The organism is Frateuria flava (genome assembly GCF_017837635.1).
In the GTDB taxonomy this organism is placed as follows: domain Bacteria; phylum Pseudomonadota; class Gammaproteobacteria; order Xanthomonadales; family Rhodanobacteraceae; genus Frateuria_A; species Frateuria_A flava.
In genome coordinates, this window is record NZ_JAGJRS010000028.1 from 16,510 (window position 1) to 31,458 (window position 14,949).

The window sequence follows — 14,949 nt, forward strand, 5'->3', positions numbered from 1 at the left end:
CAACAGACTGGGAAGCCCCGACCCAAGCGCGCCTTTCTGAAAAGCGCCGGACGGGCGCTACAGGAAGAGCTCCAGTGCACCACTGGCGCGCTCGAGCAGGCGCGGCCGGTCCGGGTCCAGTGCGCGAGCATCCAGTTCGGCGCGCAGCCAGGTGATCTGCCGCTTGGCCAGCTGACGGGTGGCGAAAATACCCTTGTCACGAAACGTGCCCGCATCGGTGGCGCCATCCAGGTGCTCCCATGCCTGGCGATAGCCGACCGCGCGCAGCGCCGGCAGGTCCGGGGCGAGGTCGCCGCGTGCACGCAAGGCGCGCACCTCGTCCAGAAAGCCGGCCGCCAGCATGGCGTCGAAGCGCTGTGCGATGCGCGCGTGCAACGGGCCGCGGTCGGCGGGCAGCAGCGCCAGTTTGAGCACGCGCCAGGGAAAACGTCCGCCGCTGCCGCCCGTCTGCTGCTCGGAAAGCGGCCGCCCTGTCAGTTCGATCACTTCCAGCGCCCGCTGCAGGCGTTGGGCGTCATTCGGCCCGATGCGCGCGGCCGCCGCGGGGTCGTTGGCCGCCAGTCGCGCGTGCAGCGCGGGCCAGCCGTGTACCGCCGCCTCCGCAGCCAGCCGCGCGCGGATGTCCGGCGCCGCATCCGGTAGCGCCGACAGGCCCCGCTGCAGCGCACGGAAATACAGTCCGGTGCCGCCGACCAGCAGCGGCACCCGCCCCTGCGCGCGAATGCGCTCCATGGCCGCCAGCGCGTCGACGCGGAAATCGGCCGCCGAGTACGGTTCGGAAGGGTCGTTCAAGTCCAGCAGGGCGTGCGGATGCTGGGCCAGCGTGGCGGGATCGGGCTTGGCCGCGCCGATCTCCAGCCCGCGATAGACCAAAGCCGAATCCACGCTCACCAGCTCGAGCGCGAAGCGTTCGCGCAGCGCGCAAGCCAGCGCGGTCTTGCCCGAGGCGGTCGGGCCCATCAGGAAAATGGCGGGTGGTCGGGCGTCGGCAGGCATCGGACCATTGTATCGGCGCCTTCGCATGGCCAAGCGTTTGACCCGGTCAAGGAAGGTCTGCCTGTTCCGTCCTACAACAGGATCACCGGGCCCTCCTGGAGGCACTATGAAGCCCATTCGACATGCTGCTGACACGCCCGTTTCCAGGGTGGCGCGTGGTCCGCAGTCAAAAGAAGGTGAATCCCGTCACGGCATGGGTGATAATTCGACCAAACGCCCGAAGTATGGCTTGCCTGCAACCTGGCACCGGCACACCATCGACGCACGGCACACACATAGAATTCACGCCATGGCGCACCGAATCGACGCGGAACATGATCAGGACGGCGGACCCGGCGCCGTTGTCATGCTGCGGCCGGGAGTCGCCACGTCCGCGCCACGCGTCCGTCCGGCCAGCCAGCCCCTGCCCTCGCGTCCGACGCAGGCAGAGCCGCCCTCGGGCCACAAGCCGATCTGGGACAAGGACAACTTCGGCTTCTGGCTGACCGTCTGCATCGTTATCAGCCTGATCTTCTCGATCGCCTGGCGCGCCCTCGGCTGAGTGCACGGCCCCCCGCGGCAAGGTCCTATAATCGTCCGCTTCCCCGCCCGCTCACGCGGGCCAGACGATGGTGGTCCCATGCCGCAGACGATGAAAGCCCTGGTCAAGCGCAAGCCCGAGCAGGGCATCTGGATGGAAGAGGTGCCGGTACCCCAGATCGGCCCCAACGAGGTGCTGATCAAGGTCGAGAAAACCGCCATCTGCGGCACCGACCTGCATATCTACAAATGGGACGAATGGTCCCAGCGCACGATTCCCCAAGGCCTGACCATCGGTCACGAGTTCGTCGGCCGCATTGCCGAGCTCGGCAGTGCGGTGACCGGGTACAAGGTCGGCGACCGCGTCTCGGCCGAGGGCCACATCGTCTGCGGCCACTGCCGCAACTGCCGCGCCGGCCGCCAGCACCTGTGCCCGAACACCGTCGGTATCGGCGTCAACCGCAACGGCGCTTTCGCCGAGTACGTGGCGATACCGGCCTCCAACCTGTGGCCGATTCCCGACCAGATCCCGAGCGAACTGGCCGCCTTCTTCGACCCCTACGGCAACGCCGCGCACTGCGCGCTCGAGTTCGACCTGATCGGTGAGGACGTGCTGATCACCGGCGCCGGCCCGATCGGCGTGATCGCCGCGGGCATCGCCAAACACGTCGGCGCGCGCAACGTGGTGGTCACCGACGTCAACGACTACCGCCTCAAGCTCGCCGCCGACATGGGCGCCACCCGCGTGGTCAATGTGTCCAACCAGTCGCTCAAGGACGTGGTCAAGGACCTGCACATGGAAGGCTTCGACGTCGGCCTGGAAATGAGCGGCAACCCGCGCGCCTTCAATGACATGCTCGAGGTGATGTACCACGGCGGCAAGGTCGCCATGCTCGGCATCATGCCGCGCGGCGCCGGCATCGACTGGGACAAGGTGATCTTCAAGGGCCTGACCCTGCAGGGCATCTACGGCCGGCGCATGTACGAGACCTGGTACAAGATGACCCAGATGGTGCTTACCGGCTTCCCACTGCAGAAGGTGCTGACCCACCAGATCGCCATCGACGATTTCCAGAAGGGTTTCGATCTGATGGACGCCGGTCAGTGCGGCAAAGTGGTCTGTTCCTGGACCTGACGCCTTCGCACCACCCACCCTGCTCAGCTCGCCCTTGCCGGACGCCATTTCCGCGAACGCGGGGATGACGCCGCGGCGAGATCGCAGCAGCGCCCAGTCGCCGCCCTCAAGTTTGGAGACCACCGTGACCTACACCGCCCGCGACCGCTACGCCGCCGAACTGGACTTGATCCGCGATCAGGGCCTGTTCAAGGGCGAGCGCGTCATCGTCTCGCCGCAGTCCTCGGAGATCACGCTGGCCAACGGCCGCAAGGTGCTGAACTTCTGCGCCAACAACTACCTCGGCCTGGCCGACCACCCCGACGTGATCGCTGCCGCCAAGGAAGCGCTGGACACGCACGGCTTCGGCATGGCTTCGGTGCGCTTCATCTGTGGCACACAGGACCTGCACAAGCAGCTTGAAGCGAAGATCGCCGAGTTCTTCGGCACCGAGGACACCATTCTCTACGCCGCCTGCTTCGACGCCAACGGCGGTCTGTACGAACCGCTGTTGGGCGAGGAGGACGCGATCATCTCCGATGCGCTCAATCACGCCTCGATCATCGACGGCATCCGCCTGTGCAAGGCCAAGCGCTTCCGCTACGCCAACTGCGACATGGCGGACCTCGAAAAGCAGCTGCAGGCCGCCGATGCCGCCGGTGCGCGCACCAAGCTGATCACATCCGACGGTTCGTTCTCGATGGACGGTTTCATCGCGCCGCTGGACCAGATCACCGCGCTGGCGAGGAAGTACAACGCAATGGTGCACATCGACGAATGCCATGCCACCGGCTTCCTCGGCGCCACCGGCCGCGGCTCAGCCGAGGTGCATGGCGTGATGGACCAGATCGACCTCTTCACCGGCACGCTGGGCAAGGCGCTGGGCGGTGCCCTGGGCGGCTTCACCACCGGGCCGAAGGAAGTAATCGAGTTGCTGCGCCAGCGATCGCGCCCGTACCTGTTCTCCAACTCGCTGCCGCCGCACGTGGTCGCCGCCGCGATCAAGGTGTTCAACATGCTGGTGTCCGCCGGCGAGCTGCGCACGCGCGTGCAGGAGAACACCGCCTATTTCCGCAAGGCGATGACCGAGGCCGGCTTTGACATCAAGCCGGGCGTGCACCCGATCGTGCCGGTGATGATCTATGACGCGCCCAAGGCGCAGGCGATGGCGGCGGCGCTGCTGGAAGAAGGCATCTACGTCACTGGCTTCTTCTACCCGGTGGTGCCGCAGGGCCAGGCCCGCATCCGCACGCAGATGAGCGCGGCGCACACGCGCGAGCATCTGGACCGGGCGATCGCCGCGTTCACCAAGATCGGCAAGCAATTGGGCGTGATCTGATCTTCTGCGCCCTCTCCCCTCCAGGGAGAGGGCTGGGATGAGGGGCCGCTCCTGCGACAACGTCACATCCCACAAGCGGCTCGACAAGCGGGGCCTGATTACCTTCCCCGCGAGCACTCATCCCTGACCCAACCCTCGTCCCGAGATCCGGGAGGGCTCAGATCCGGCCGCCGGTGGCGCGGGGGATCACGCGCAGCCCCTCGACCTCTTCCGCGGCCAGATGGCGCCACTGGCCTTTCGGCAGGTCGCCGAGCGCGAGCCCACCGATGGCCACGCGCACCAGCCGCAGCACGCCGATGCCGTGTGCCTCCAGCAGGCGACGGATGTGCCGGTTGCGTCCCTCGTCCAGCACGATGTCCAGCCAGGCGTTCTTCTCGCCGGCGCGCAACAAGCCGACCCGTAGCACGGCCAGCCGCTCGCCGTCGTCGACCACGCCCTCGCCGAGCCGCGCCAGCAACGCCGCATCGGGCACGCAATCGACCTGCACGTGGTAGGTCTTTTCCTGGTGGGTGACCGGGTCGGTGATGCCCGCCGCCCAGGCGGTGTCGTTGCTCAGCAACAGCAGGCCCTCGCTGGCCTTGTCCAGCCGTCCGACCGCGCCCAGCCACGGCAGGCCGGCCTGGGCCAACGCGTCGTAGACCGTGGCGCGGCCTCGCTCGTCCGACGCGCTGACCACCAGGCCGCGCGGTTTGTTGAACATCACGTAGACCGGGGCGGCCTCCCCGATCGGCTGGCCGTCCACAGTAATGCCGCGCTGCTCCGGCGCGGTCGGATGCTCCGGGTCGCGCACCACGCGACCACCCACCGCTACCCGGCCGGCGCGCACCCACTGCTCGGCCTGGCTGCGCGAGCACACGCCTCGCTTGGACAGGACCCGCGCCAATCCGTAACGGGGGCCGGTGGGAGCGGAAGCAGGCGAGGGGCGGCGGGGCGCGGGCATCGGCGAAGCGTATCGACCTGGCCGGAACACCAGCAAGCGGTTTGGTGCATCCGCCCGCGTGGCTGGTGCGTATTCACATGGGCAAGACGCATCGACAGGGCCCCCCATGAACCACACCGCCGAAGCTGCTCCCGGATTCACCCGACGCCTGGCGACCGGCGTGCTGCGCTGGTTCGATACCAGCGCCGTCGAAGCGGCCGACGACGACCGCATCGACTGGGGTCGCGTACTGCCCTTCATCGGGATGCACGTGGCTTGCTTCGGGGTGCTGTGGGTGGGCTTTTCCTGGTTCGCGTTCTGGGTGGCGCTGGCGCTCTACGCCGTCCGCATGTTCGCGGTGACCGCGTTCTATCACCGCTACTTCTCGCACCGTGCCTTCCGTGCCTCCCGTGCCGTACAGTTCGCCTTCGCGGTGATCGGCGCAAGCGCGGTCCAGCGCGGCCCCCTGTGGTGGGCCGCCCACCACCGCAACCATCATCGCCACGCGGATACCCCGGCCGACGTGCATTCGCCGGTCCAGCACGGCTTCTTCCGTAGCCACGTCGGCTGGTTCCTGAGCCGCAACGGCTTCCGCACGGACTGGAAAGTGATCCCGGACCTCGCGCGCTTTCCCGAACTGCGCCTGCTCGACCGCTTCGACCTGCTGGTGCCGGTGGCGCTGGCGGTGGGCCTGTACCTGTCAGGTGCCTGGCTGCACACCGCCCACCCGGCACTGGGGACGGACGGCCCGCAACTGCTGGTGTGGGGCTTCTTCGTCTCGACCATCGTGCTTTTCCACGTCACCGTGACGATCAATTCCCTGGCGCACCGCTTCGGCAGCCGGCGTTTCGTCACGCGCGACAACAGCCGCAACAATTGGCTGCTGGCGCTGCTCACCTTCGGCGAGGGCTGGCACAACAACCACCACTTCTTCCCCGGCTCGGCGCGACAGGGCTTCCGCTGGTGGGAGGTGGACCTGACTTTCTATCTGCTCCGGTTGCTTGCGCTGTTCGGCGTGGTGCGCGAGCTGAAGGCCGTTCCGTCCGGCCTCAAGCGCGGCGGTGGTTGAACGTGCGCATTGCGGTCATCGGATCGGGCATCGCCGGCATGGCCAGTGCGTGGCTGCTTTCGCGCCAGCACGAGGTCACGCTGTACGAATCGAACGCCTACATCGGCGGGCACACCCACACGCACGACGTCACGCTGGACGGACGCAACTACGCGCTCGACACCGGCTTCATCGTTTTCAACCGGACGCATTACCCGCTGCTGAGCCGCCTGTTCGACGAACTGGGCGTCGCCACGCAGCCGACCACGATGAGTTTCGCCGTGCACGACGAGCGCAGCGGGCTCGAGTACGGCGCCGCGTCGCTACGCACCCTGTTCTGCCAGCGACGCAACCTGGTGTCGCCGCGCTTCCACGGCATGGTGCGCGACATCTTCCGCTTCTATCGCGAGGCGCCCGCGCTGCTGGCCCAAGATGGCGAAGGCCCGACGCTGGGCGACTACCTCGACGCCCAGGGCTACGGGGCGATGTTCCGCGACGACCACCTGGTGCCGATGGCCTCGGCGCTGTGGTCCTCGCCCTCGCGGCAGATCCTCGCCTTCCCGGCCAGGTACCTGGTCGCCTTCATGGCCAACCACCAGATGCTGCAGGTGGAAGGCCGGCCGCAGTGGCGTGTGGTCAGCGGCGGCTCGCGCCGCTACGTCGACGCGCTACGTTCGCGCTGGCAGGTCCGCGAGCGCCTGGCCTGCCCCGTACTGGCCGTTCACCGCCCGGCGGTCGGTGGCGTGGAGGTGCAGAGCCTGGCCGGATCCGAGCGCTTCGACCAGGCCGTCCTGGCCTGCCACAGCGACCAGGCCCTTGCCCTGCTGGCCCAGCCAAGCGCCGCCGAAAAAGAGGTGCTCGGTGCGATCACCTACCAGTCCAACGACACGGTACTGCACACCGATACGCGCCTGCTGCCGCGCCGGCGCACCGCGTGGTCGGCCTGGAACGCGCTGGTGCCGCGCGACCGCGACGATGCCTGCACGGTCACCTACTGCATGAACCTGCTGCAGTCGATCCAGGCGCCGGAGACGTTCTGCGTGTCGCTCAATTGCACCGGCCGTATCGACCCGGCGAAAGTCCTGCGCCGATTGAGCTACGCGCACCCGGAGTACACCCACGCCTCAGTCGCGGCGCAGCGGCGCAAGGCGGACATCCAGGGCATCGACCGGGTCTGGTACGCCGGCGCCTACTGGGGTTGGGGTTTCCACGAAGACGGCATGCGCAGCGCCGTCGCCGTGGCCGAAGCGCTGGGGGTGCGCTGGTAATGGCCGCGCCGCTGGCCAGTGCGATCTATGAGGGCTGGGTGCGCCACCGGCGCTACGCACCGCGGCCGCATGCGTTTCGCTATCGCATCGCGCTGCTCTATCTGGACCTCGCCGAGTTGCCCCGGTTGTTCGAGCGCCGCTGGCTGTGGTCCTACGGTCGCGCCAACCTGGCCCAGTTCCGCCGAAGCGATTACCTCGGGCCTGTCGAGCTGCCGCTCGATGAGGCCGTGCGCCGCCGCGTGGCCGAACGCACCGGCCACCGCCCCGAGGGGCCCATCCGCCTGCTCACCCATCTGCGCTATGCCGGCCACTGCTTCAACCCGGTGAGCTTCTACTACTGCTACGGCGCCGACGGCCACTCGCTCGAGGCGATCCTCGCCGAGATCACCAACACGCCCTGGAAGGAGCGCCACGCCTACGTGCTGCCACTCGCCGAGGCCGAGCGGCACGGCCACGTGTGCGCCTGGCGCTTTGCCAAGACCTTCCACGTGTCGCCCTTCATGCCGATGGCGCGCGGCTACGACTGGCGCTTCTCCGAGCCGGCTGAAGCCCTGCGCGTGCACATGAACGTGCTGCGCGACGGCGACCGCGACTTCGACGCCACGCTCGTGCTCCAGCGCCGTCCGCTCGACGGCACGCAGCTGGCACGCGTGCTGTGGCGCTTCCCGCTGATGACCCTGAAGGTCGTCGCCGCCATCCACTGGGAGGCGCTCAGGCTCTGGCTCAAGCGCAACCCGGTTTACGACCATCCACGCCACCACGGGACCTGACATGGATCTGGAACTGAGTTCGTCCGACGAGCGCACCATCGATGGCATCGTCGATGCGCCCCGCTACGCGGACCGCCCCGCCGTCGCGAACCAGACGGAGTCGCCCGCGGCGTACGGCGCATTCGACCGCGCGCTGCGTTCGCGCCTGCTGGGACAGATGGGGCAACTGCGTGGTGCGCGGCTCGTGATCGTCGATGCGCTCGGCCGGCTGGAGCTTGGCCAGCCTGCCGATGGCGAGCCTGTGCTTCGCGTGCAGGTGCATGTCGACGACCCGCGCTTCTATCGCCTGGTCGCCGCCAACGGCAGCGTGGGGGCCGGCGAGGCGTACATGGAGGGCCTGTGGCACTGCGACGATCTGGTCGCGCTGATCCGCATCATGGTGCGCAACCGTGACCTGCTCGACGGCATGGAAACCGGCATGGCGCGACTGGGCGGCTGGGCGCTCAGGGTCTGGCATGCGCTCAACCGCAACACCAGGCAAGGCAGCCGGCGCAACATCGCCGCGCACTACGACCTGGGCAACACGCTGTTCGACCTTTTCCTCTCCGACGACCTGATGTATTCCTCGGCGATCTTCGCGCATGAGGACGAACCGCTCGAGGTCGCCTCTCGTCGAAAGCTTCAACGCATCTGCGAGAAGCTCGCGCTCGGTCCGGATGATCACGTGCTGGAAATCGGCGCCGGCTGGGGCGGCTTCGCGCTGCACGCAGCCACCCATCACGGCTGCCGAGTCACCACCACCACCATTTCGCAGGAGCAATACGAACTGGCCTGCGAGCGCGTCCAGGCCGCCGGCCTGGGCGATCGCGTCACGGTGCTGCTGCAGGACTACCGCGAGCTCACCGGCCGGTACGACAAGCTGGTTTCGATCGAAATGATCGAGGCCATCGGCGCGGCCTACATGCCCACCTACTTCGCCGCCATCTCGCGGCTGCTGAAGGACGACGGGCAGGCGCTGATCCAGGCGATCACGATCGAAGACCATCGCTACGCCAAGGCGCTCAGGTCGGTCGATTACATCAAGCGCTACATCTTCCCTGGCAGTTTCATTCCCGCGGTGAGCGCCATGCTCGATGCCGCACGACAGGCGAGCGACTTGCGCCTGTTCCACCTGGAAGACATCGGGCCAAGCTATGCGCTGACCCTCAGGCACTGGCGCGAGCGCTTCATGGCCAAGCGCGATCACGTACTCGCGGCCGGCTACGACGAGCGCTTCGTGCGCATGTGGGAGTTCTACCTGGCCTACTGCGAGGGCGGATTCCGCGAGCGCTCCATCGGCGACGTGCAGATGCTGCTCACCCGGCCGGGTTGCCGGCGCGAGTCCTACCTGCCGGACCTGGGGCCTCGATGAACGTCTGGCTCAACGCCATCGGCTACCAGTTGGTCTGGCTGGCCGCGGTCTGGGGCGCCTCGCACCAGCGGGCCTGGCTCGGGCCGCTGCTGTTGCTCCCGTTCGCGCTGATCCACCTGCGCGGGCGCGACGGGCGGCTGGATGCGTGGCTGCTGCTCGCCGCGGCGTGTGCGGGCACGGCGCTCGATTCGCTCTATGCCGCCACCGGCACCATTGCCTACGCATCACCCTTTCCCACCGCGCACGTTGCGCCGCCGTGGATCTTCGCCCTCTGGGCGGCCTTCGCGCTGACGCTGCGGCACAGCCTGCGCTTCCTGCAGGGCCGCTGGCTGCTGGCGATGGTGTTCGGTGCCGTCGGCGCGCCGCTGGCCTACGTCGCCGCGGCGCGCGGCTGGCAGGCGGTCAGCTTCCCGCAGGGGCCGGTCGTGGCCGTCGGCGCATTGGCGCTGGGCTGGGCGCTCATGCTGCCGCTGCTCGTGCGCCTGGCCATGCTCATCGAAACGCAGCCACGTCCGCAGGCGAAACATGTCCACGGCTGAACTTCTGCACCAGCCTGGCTGGGTGTGGGCGGCGAGCGCCATCGCGATGGCCCTTGGCTGGCTGGTCCAGCGACGCTCGCGCAACGCGGGCATCGTCGACGCGATCTGGACGGCCGGCATGGGCGGCAGCGCGCTCTATTACGCGGCCATGGGCGAAGGGCTGGCCGACCGCCGCCTGGCCCTGGCGCTTCTCGGCAGCCTGTGGGCGGCACGCCTGGGATTGCACCTGGGCCTGCGCATCCTCGGCGAAGCCGAGGATGGCCGCTACCGCCACCTGCGCCGGCACTGGCATGACGACCAGCGGAAGTTCTTCCTGTTCTTCCAGGCACAGGCGCTGCTCGTGGCCCTGTTCTCGCTGCCGTTCCTGGCGGTGGCCGCCAACCGGGCTCCCTGGTCGGGCTGGGACGGCGCGGGCATCGCGGTGTGGCTGGTGGCGCTCATCGGCGAGAGCCTGGCCGACCGCCAGCTCGCACGCTTCCGAGCCGATCCGGCGCACCACGGCCGCACCTGCCGCCAGGGCCTGTGGCGCTACTCGCGCCATCCCAACTACTTCTTCGAATGGGTGCAGTGGTTTGCGTACCTGCTGCTGGCGGTGGGTTCGCCGCTGTCGTGGATGGCGCTGCTGGGCCCTGTGCTGATGCTGGCCTCGCTGTACTGGATCACCGGCATTCCGTTCGCCGAGGCGCAGGCGCTGCGCAGCCGTGGCGAGGACTACCGCGACTACCAGCGCCGCACCAGCCCCTTCTTCCCCTGGTTCCCCAAGGATTCTTCGCCATGACCGACAGCCTCGCGCTCGACACCGCCTCTGCCGCCGATCCCGAGCGCGGCCTGATCCATCTCGCCGAGCGCGGGCTGGTGCCCGATGCCCTGCTGCGGCTGGGCATCCGGCGCCTGTGCGCGCAGCGGCTCCGGGAGGAGCGACAGGGCGGCACCGAGGCGAGCTGGGAACGCTTCCGCGCCCTGCTGGAGGAGTTGCGCCACAGTCCGCTGGCACTGCACACCGACGCGGCCAACGCGCAGCACTACGAGCTGCCACCCGCTTTCTTCCAGCTCTGCCTCGGTCCGCGCCTGAAGTATTCGAGCTGCTACTACCCGCTCGGCACCGAAAACCTGGAACAGGCCGAAGAGGCGATGCTCGGGCTCTATGGCCGCCGCGCACAACTGGCCGACGGACAGGACATCCTGGAGCTGGGCTGCGGCTGGGGCTCGCTCACGTTATGGATGGCCGAACGCTATCCCGGCTCGCGCATCACTGCCGTGTCCAACTCGCGCCTGCAACGCGAGCACATCGAGGCGCGCTGCCGCGAGCGCGGGTTGCACAACGTCACGGTGGTGACCTGCGACGTCAACCGCCTGACCCTGGATGCCGCGGCCTTCGATCGCGTCGTGTCGGTGGAGATGTTCGAACACGTGCGCAATTACCACCGCCTGTTCGAGCAGATTGCGCAATGGTTGCGCCCGGGCGGCAAGCTGTTCGTGCACATCTTCTGCCATCGCGAACTGATGTATCCGTTCGAAACGGCCGGCGGCGACAACTGGATGGGGCGGCACTTCTTCACCGGTGGACTGATGCCGGCGGCCGACACGTTCCTGCATTTCCAGGAGCACCTTGGCATCGAGCACCAGTGGCGCCTTCCGGGCACCCACTACCAGCGCACCGCCAACGCCTGGCTGGAGCGCCAGGATGCCAATCGCGCACAGGTCCTGCGCGTGCTGGCCGAGGCTTACGGCGAGACGGCCGCGCCGCTTTGGCACCAGCGCTGGCGCATGTTCTGGATGGCCTGCGCGGAGCTGTTCGGCTACGACCACGGCAACGAGTGGCTGGTAGGCCACTACCGCTTCAGCCGACGCGACTGAGCGCGCAGGATGGGCTTCCGCCCACCGCGTTTGGTTTGCAGAACCAGGAAAGTTGGCCACTGCAACCACCCTACGGGCGCCCTCGGAACGTAAAAAAAGCCCGGCTTGCGCCGGGCTTTTTTCATTGCGTTGCAGTTCCGGTTACTGCTGGACCTGCAGCTCCGTGCGGCGGTTGCGCGCGCGGCCTTCGTTGGTGTCGTTGGTGTCGATCGGGTCGGCTTCGCCGTGGCCGATCGGGCCTTCCAGACGGCTGGCGTCGATGCCGTGGGCGGTCAGGTAGTCGTACACGATCTTCGCACGACGCTCCGACAGCGCCTGGTTGTAGGCGTCGGTACCGACCGAGTCGGTGTAGCCGGCGACGGTCACGTGCACCTGCGGGTAGCGCTGCAGGGTGTCGACGGCCTGGTCGAGGATGGCCAGCGAGTCGGAGGTCGGCTCGGCCAGCGCCTTGCTGATATCCATCTCGCCCTTCGACGGGCGATCGAACTTGAAGTTGACGCCGCGCAGGTCGATCACGACCTTCTGCGGGCAACCGTCCGGACCGACGATCGTGCCGGCGGCGGTAGCCGGGCACTTGTCTTCGCAGTCGTTCACGCCGTCGTTGTCGCTGTCCTGCGTGGAGCAGTCATTGGCCGGCGGGGGCGGCGGCGGAGCAGCTGCCGGCTCGGGCGCAGCCGCCGGCTCGCCGAAGCGCGAGACGATGCTGAAGCCCAGGAACCAGTCGCCGTAGCCGTCTTCCGTCGGCTGGCTCTTGTCGTCCCAGTCGTAGCGGTAACCGGTCTCGATGCGGATGTCCGAGCTTTCCGCAACGGTCTTGGACACGCCCACGCCCAGTTCGGCCGCCGGCGCCCAGCCGTGCTCGGCCGGGTTCTTGTGGTAGCTGCCCATCACGCCGGCAAGCACGTAAGGACGCCAGGCGTTCCAGTCACCGGCGTAGAAACGCGCGGCCACGCCGTAGTTGGTGCTCGACCAGTTGCTGCCGCCCACGGCGGTATCGCGATCGCGATTGGTGCGATCGATGAAGAGGTCGATCGAAGCGTTCGGAGCGATGAAACGACCCACGCCGAGCCCGTAATAGAACTGGCGGCTGTTGGTGTTGCGATCGGTGTCGTTGTAGTAACCGCCAAGCGTCGGGGCGATATACCAACGGCCGTCATAATCGCCCGAGGCACTCATCGGCGCGGTGTCGCCCGCGGTATCGGCGGTATTGTCCTGCGCGTGAACGGCACCTACGCCGCCCAGGGCCAGGGCAATAAGGAAATACAAGCCCTTACGTTTCATCAGGTGTCTCCTTCATTTATTGGTGTTCGCAGCCGTTTCACCTCATACGGACCGCGCGTCAAACTCACTTTGACTTCCGGAAGCTTGAGCCGCCCCCTCGCTTTATGTCCCTACGGGCAAGCGGCACGAGTGTAGCAAAACCGTTAAGCCGTTCTCACAACGGCGCGGGTCCCCCGGTGAGGCGTTGTTCAGCAAAGCCTCCGCGCTTATTGCCGCCCGAATGGCGTGGAACTGGCGTGAATACGCGAAAACCCGGCCGCCGGGGCCGGGTTTTCGGGGGTGGGTCCATTACAGGCGCCAGCCTGCTTTTTATTCCCTCGCAATAGCTATTGCGAGGCTAATTGTGGTTAAAGCGTGAAAAGCCCGAGGAAATGCTGGATCGGCATGGCATCCAGCGCCGCCGGATCGGCGGTCGCCTCCAGAATGGCCTTGACCCGGTGTGCCGGCAGGTGCCCGCGCAGGGCCGCCTCGAACTTCTTCAGCAGCACGGGAATACCTTCGGCACGGCGCTTGCGGTGGCCGATCGGGTAATCGATGGACACCTTCTCGGTGGACGAGCCGTCCTTGAAGAACACCTGCACCGAATTGCCGATGTAGCGCTTGTCCGGATCGAAATAGTCCTTGGTGAACTGCGGGTTCTCGCGCACTTCCATCTTGTCGCGCAGCGCATCGATGCGTGGGTCGGCCGCAACCTCGTCGTTGTAGTCCTCGGCGGTGAGGCGGCCGAAGATCAGCGGCACGGCGACCATGTACTGGATGCAGTGGTCACGGTCGGCGTAATTGGCCAGCGGGCCGGTCTTGTCGATGATGCGCACGCCCGCTTCCTGCGTCTCGATCACGATCTTTTCGATCTGGTCGAGCTTGCCGGCGACCTGCGCGTGCAGCTGCATGGCGCACTCCACCGCGGTTTGCGCATGGAATTCGGCCGGGAAGCTGATCTTGAACAGCACGTTCTCCATCACGTAGCTGCCGAAGGGACGTTCGAACTCGAACGCGTTGCCCTTGAAGGCGACGTCGTAATAGCCCCAGGTCTTGGCGCTGAGTGCCGACGGGTAACCGACCACGCCGCGATAGACCGCATTGATCGCGTGGGTCACGGCGCGGCGGCAGGCATCGCCCGCGGCCCAGCTCTTGCGCGGCCCGGTGTTCGGCGCATGACGGTAGGTGCGCAGCGCGCCGTTGTCGATCCAGCTGTGCGACACGGCGGTGGTGATCTGCTCCTTGGAACCGCCGAGCATCGCGGTGGACACCGCGGTGGAAGCCAGGCGCACCAGAATCACGTGATCCTGGCCGACGCGGTTGTAGCTGTTCTTCAGCGCGTAGCAGCCCTGGATCTCGTGTGCCTTGATGGCGTAGCCCAGTACGTCGCGCACGGTGAACGGCTGGCCGCCCTCGCGTTCGGCCTTGCGGCTGAGGTAATCGGCGACCGACAGGATTGCGCCCAGGTTGTCCGACGGGTGGCCCCATTCGGCCGCGAGCCAGGTGTCGTTGAAATCCAGCCAGCGGATCTGCGTGCCGATCGCGAAGGCGCCCTGCACCGGATCGAGCTCGTGGCTGGTGCCCGGCACGCGGGTACCGCCCGGCAGCGTGGCGCCCGGCACCATGGGGCCCAGGTGCTTGACGCACTCGGGGAACTTCATCGCCAGCATGGCGGTGCCCAGCGAGTCCAGGAGCATGTAGCGGGCGGTGTCGTAGGCCTCCCTGGACTCGATCCGGTAGTCGGCCACGTAGTTGGCGATGTCGACCATCGGCTGGTCGGGATCGGGGCGAACGGCGGAGCGGATGTCGTGGGCACTCATGGAGGGCTTCTCGCGGGAGGAAAAACCGCCATTGTATCCGGCCGGCCGCGTGGCTGCTTTCTCTCTTGCGCAAGCGCCCCCGGGGGCGACCGCCATCTCCAGCCACCCGGCAGGGCGGTCGTGCACAGGGCTCTCCCGCCAAGCCGCGC

Annotated in this window: 14 protein-coding genes; 10 read left to right on the forward strand and 4 right to left on the reverse strand. The window is 67.5% G+C overall.

The annotated features are described in order from the left end of the window. Positions 1-57: 57 nt before the first annotated feature. Complete coding sequence (gene miaA, locus J7I44_RS13670) at positions 58-996, reverse strand: tRNA (adenosine(37)-N6)-dimethylallyltransferase MiaA (protein ID WP_209621911.1); 939 nt, start codon at positions 994-996, stop codon at positions 58-60. A 289-nt stretch (positions 997-1,285) separates the two neighbouring features. Here miaA and J7I44_RS13675 point away from each other — a divergent pair, with 289 nt between their 5' ends. From J7I44_RS13675 to kbl, 3 genes are all read left to right on the forward strand, one after another. Beyond that, complete coding sequence (locus J7I44_RS13675; RefSeq protein ID WP_209621913.1) at positions 1,286-1,537, forward strand: hypothetical protein; 252 nt, start codon at positions 1,286-1,288, stop codon at positions 1,535-1,537. 78 nt (positions 1,538-1,615) lie between these two features. Further along, on the forward strand, positions 1,616-2,650 hold the full coding sequence (gene tdh / locus J7I44_RS13680) for an L-threonine 3-dehydrogenase (protein ID WP_209621915.1): 1,035 nt from the start codon (positions 1,616-1,618) through the stop codon (positions 2,648-2,650). Between the two features lie 124 nt (positions 2,651-2,774). Continuing rightward, on the forward strand, positions 2,775-3,968 hold the full coding sequence (gene kbl / locus J7I44_RS13685) for a glycine C-acetyltransferase (protein ID WP_342451986.1): 1,194 nt from the start codon (positions 2,775-2,777) through the stop codon (positions 3,966-3,968). Between the two features lie 157 nt (positions 3,969-4,125). Here the strand turns inward: kbl and J7I44_RS13690 are convergent, their stop codons facing one another. Further along, complete coding sequence (locus J7I44_RS13690) at positions 4,126-5,016, reverse strand: pseudouridine synthase (protein WP_425599760.1); 891 nt, start codon at positions 5,014-5,016, stop codon at positions 4,126-4,128. On the opposite strand from J7I44_RS13690, the gene J7I44_RS13695 reads away from it, so the two are divergent. The 7 genes from J7I44_RS13695 to J7I44_RS13725 are packed head-to-tail and all read left to right on the forward strand — an operon-like array spanning position 5,015 to position 11,720. After that, the gene (locus J7I44_RS13695; RefSeq protein ID WP_209621921.1) at positions 5,015-5,956 is read left to right on the forward strand and encodes an acyl-CoA desaturase; all 942 of its coding nucleotides are present in this window, start codon (positions 5,015-5,017) and stop codon (positions 5,954-5,956) included. The genes J7I44_RS13690 and J7I44_RS13695 overlap by 2 nt on opposite strands. Positions 5,957-5,958: 2 nt before the next feature. Next, positions 5,959-7,203: an NAD(P)/FAD-dependent oxidoreductase gene (locus J7I44_RS13700; protein WP_209621924.1), complete on the forward strand. Its 1,245-nt coding sequence runs from the start codon at positions 5,959-5,961 to the stop codon at positions 7,201-7,203. Next, complete coding sequence (locus J7I44_RS13705) at positions 7,203-7,973, forward strand: DUF1365 domain-containing protein (RefSeq protein ID WP_209621927.1); 771 nt, start codon at positions 7,203-7,205, stop codon at positions 7,971-7,973. The genes J7I44_RS13700 and J7I44_RS13705 overlap by 1 nt, the downstream gene beginning before the upstream one ends. Position 7,974: 1 nt before the next feature. Further along, a complete protein-coding gene (locus J7I44_RS13710) occupies positions 7,975-9,324 on the forward strand; it encodes an SAM-dependent methyltransferase (protein WP_209621930.1) in 1,350 nt (449 codons plus the stop codon). Beyond that, complete coding sequence (locus J7I44_RS13715; RefSeq protein ID WP_209621933.1) at positions 9,321-9,863, forward strand: DUF2878 domain-containing protein; 543 nt, start codon at positions 9,321-9,323, stop codon at positions 9,861-9,863. The genes J7I44_RS13710 and J7I44_RS13715 overlap by 4 nt, the downstream gene beginning before the upstream one ends. Beyond that, positions 9,850-10,641, forward strand: coding sequence for a DUF1295 domain-containing protein (locus J7I44_RS13720; protein ID WP_209621936.1), 792 nt, complete (start codon positions 9,850-9,852; stop codon positions 10,639-10,641). Before J7I44_RS13715 ends, J7I44_RS13720 begins: the two co-directional genes overlap by 14 nt. Further along, complete coding sequence (locus J7I44_RS13725) at positions 10,638-11,720, forward strand: SAM-dependent methyltransferase (protein WP_209621938.1); 1,083 nt, start codon at positions 10,638-10,640, stop codon at positions 11,718-11,720. Before J7I44_RS13720 ends, J7I44_RS13725 begins: the two co-directional genes overlap by 4 nt. Before the next feature lie 141 nt (positions 11,721-11,861). Here the strand turns inward: J7I44_RS13725 and J7I44_RS13730 are convergent, their stop codons facing one another. Both J7I44_RS13730 and J7I44_RS13735 read right to left on the reverse strand, forming a co-directional pair. Beyond that, complete coding sequence (locus J7I44_RS13730; protein WP_209621941.1) at positions 11,862-13,001, reverse strand: OmpA family protein; 1,140 nt, start codon at positions 12,999-13,001, stop codon at positions 11,862-11,864. Positions 13,002-13,348: 347 nt separating this feature from the next. After that, positions 13,349-14,800, reverse strand: coding sequence for a bifunctional 2-methylcitrate dehydratase/aconitate hydratase (locus J7I44_RS13735; RefSeq protein ID WP_209621945.1), 1,452 nt, complete (start codon positions 14,798-14,800; stop codon positions 13,349-13,351). Between the last annotated feature and the right edge of the window lie 149 nt (positions 14,801-14,949).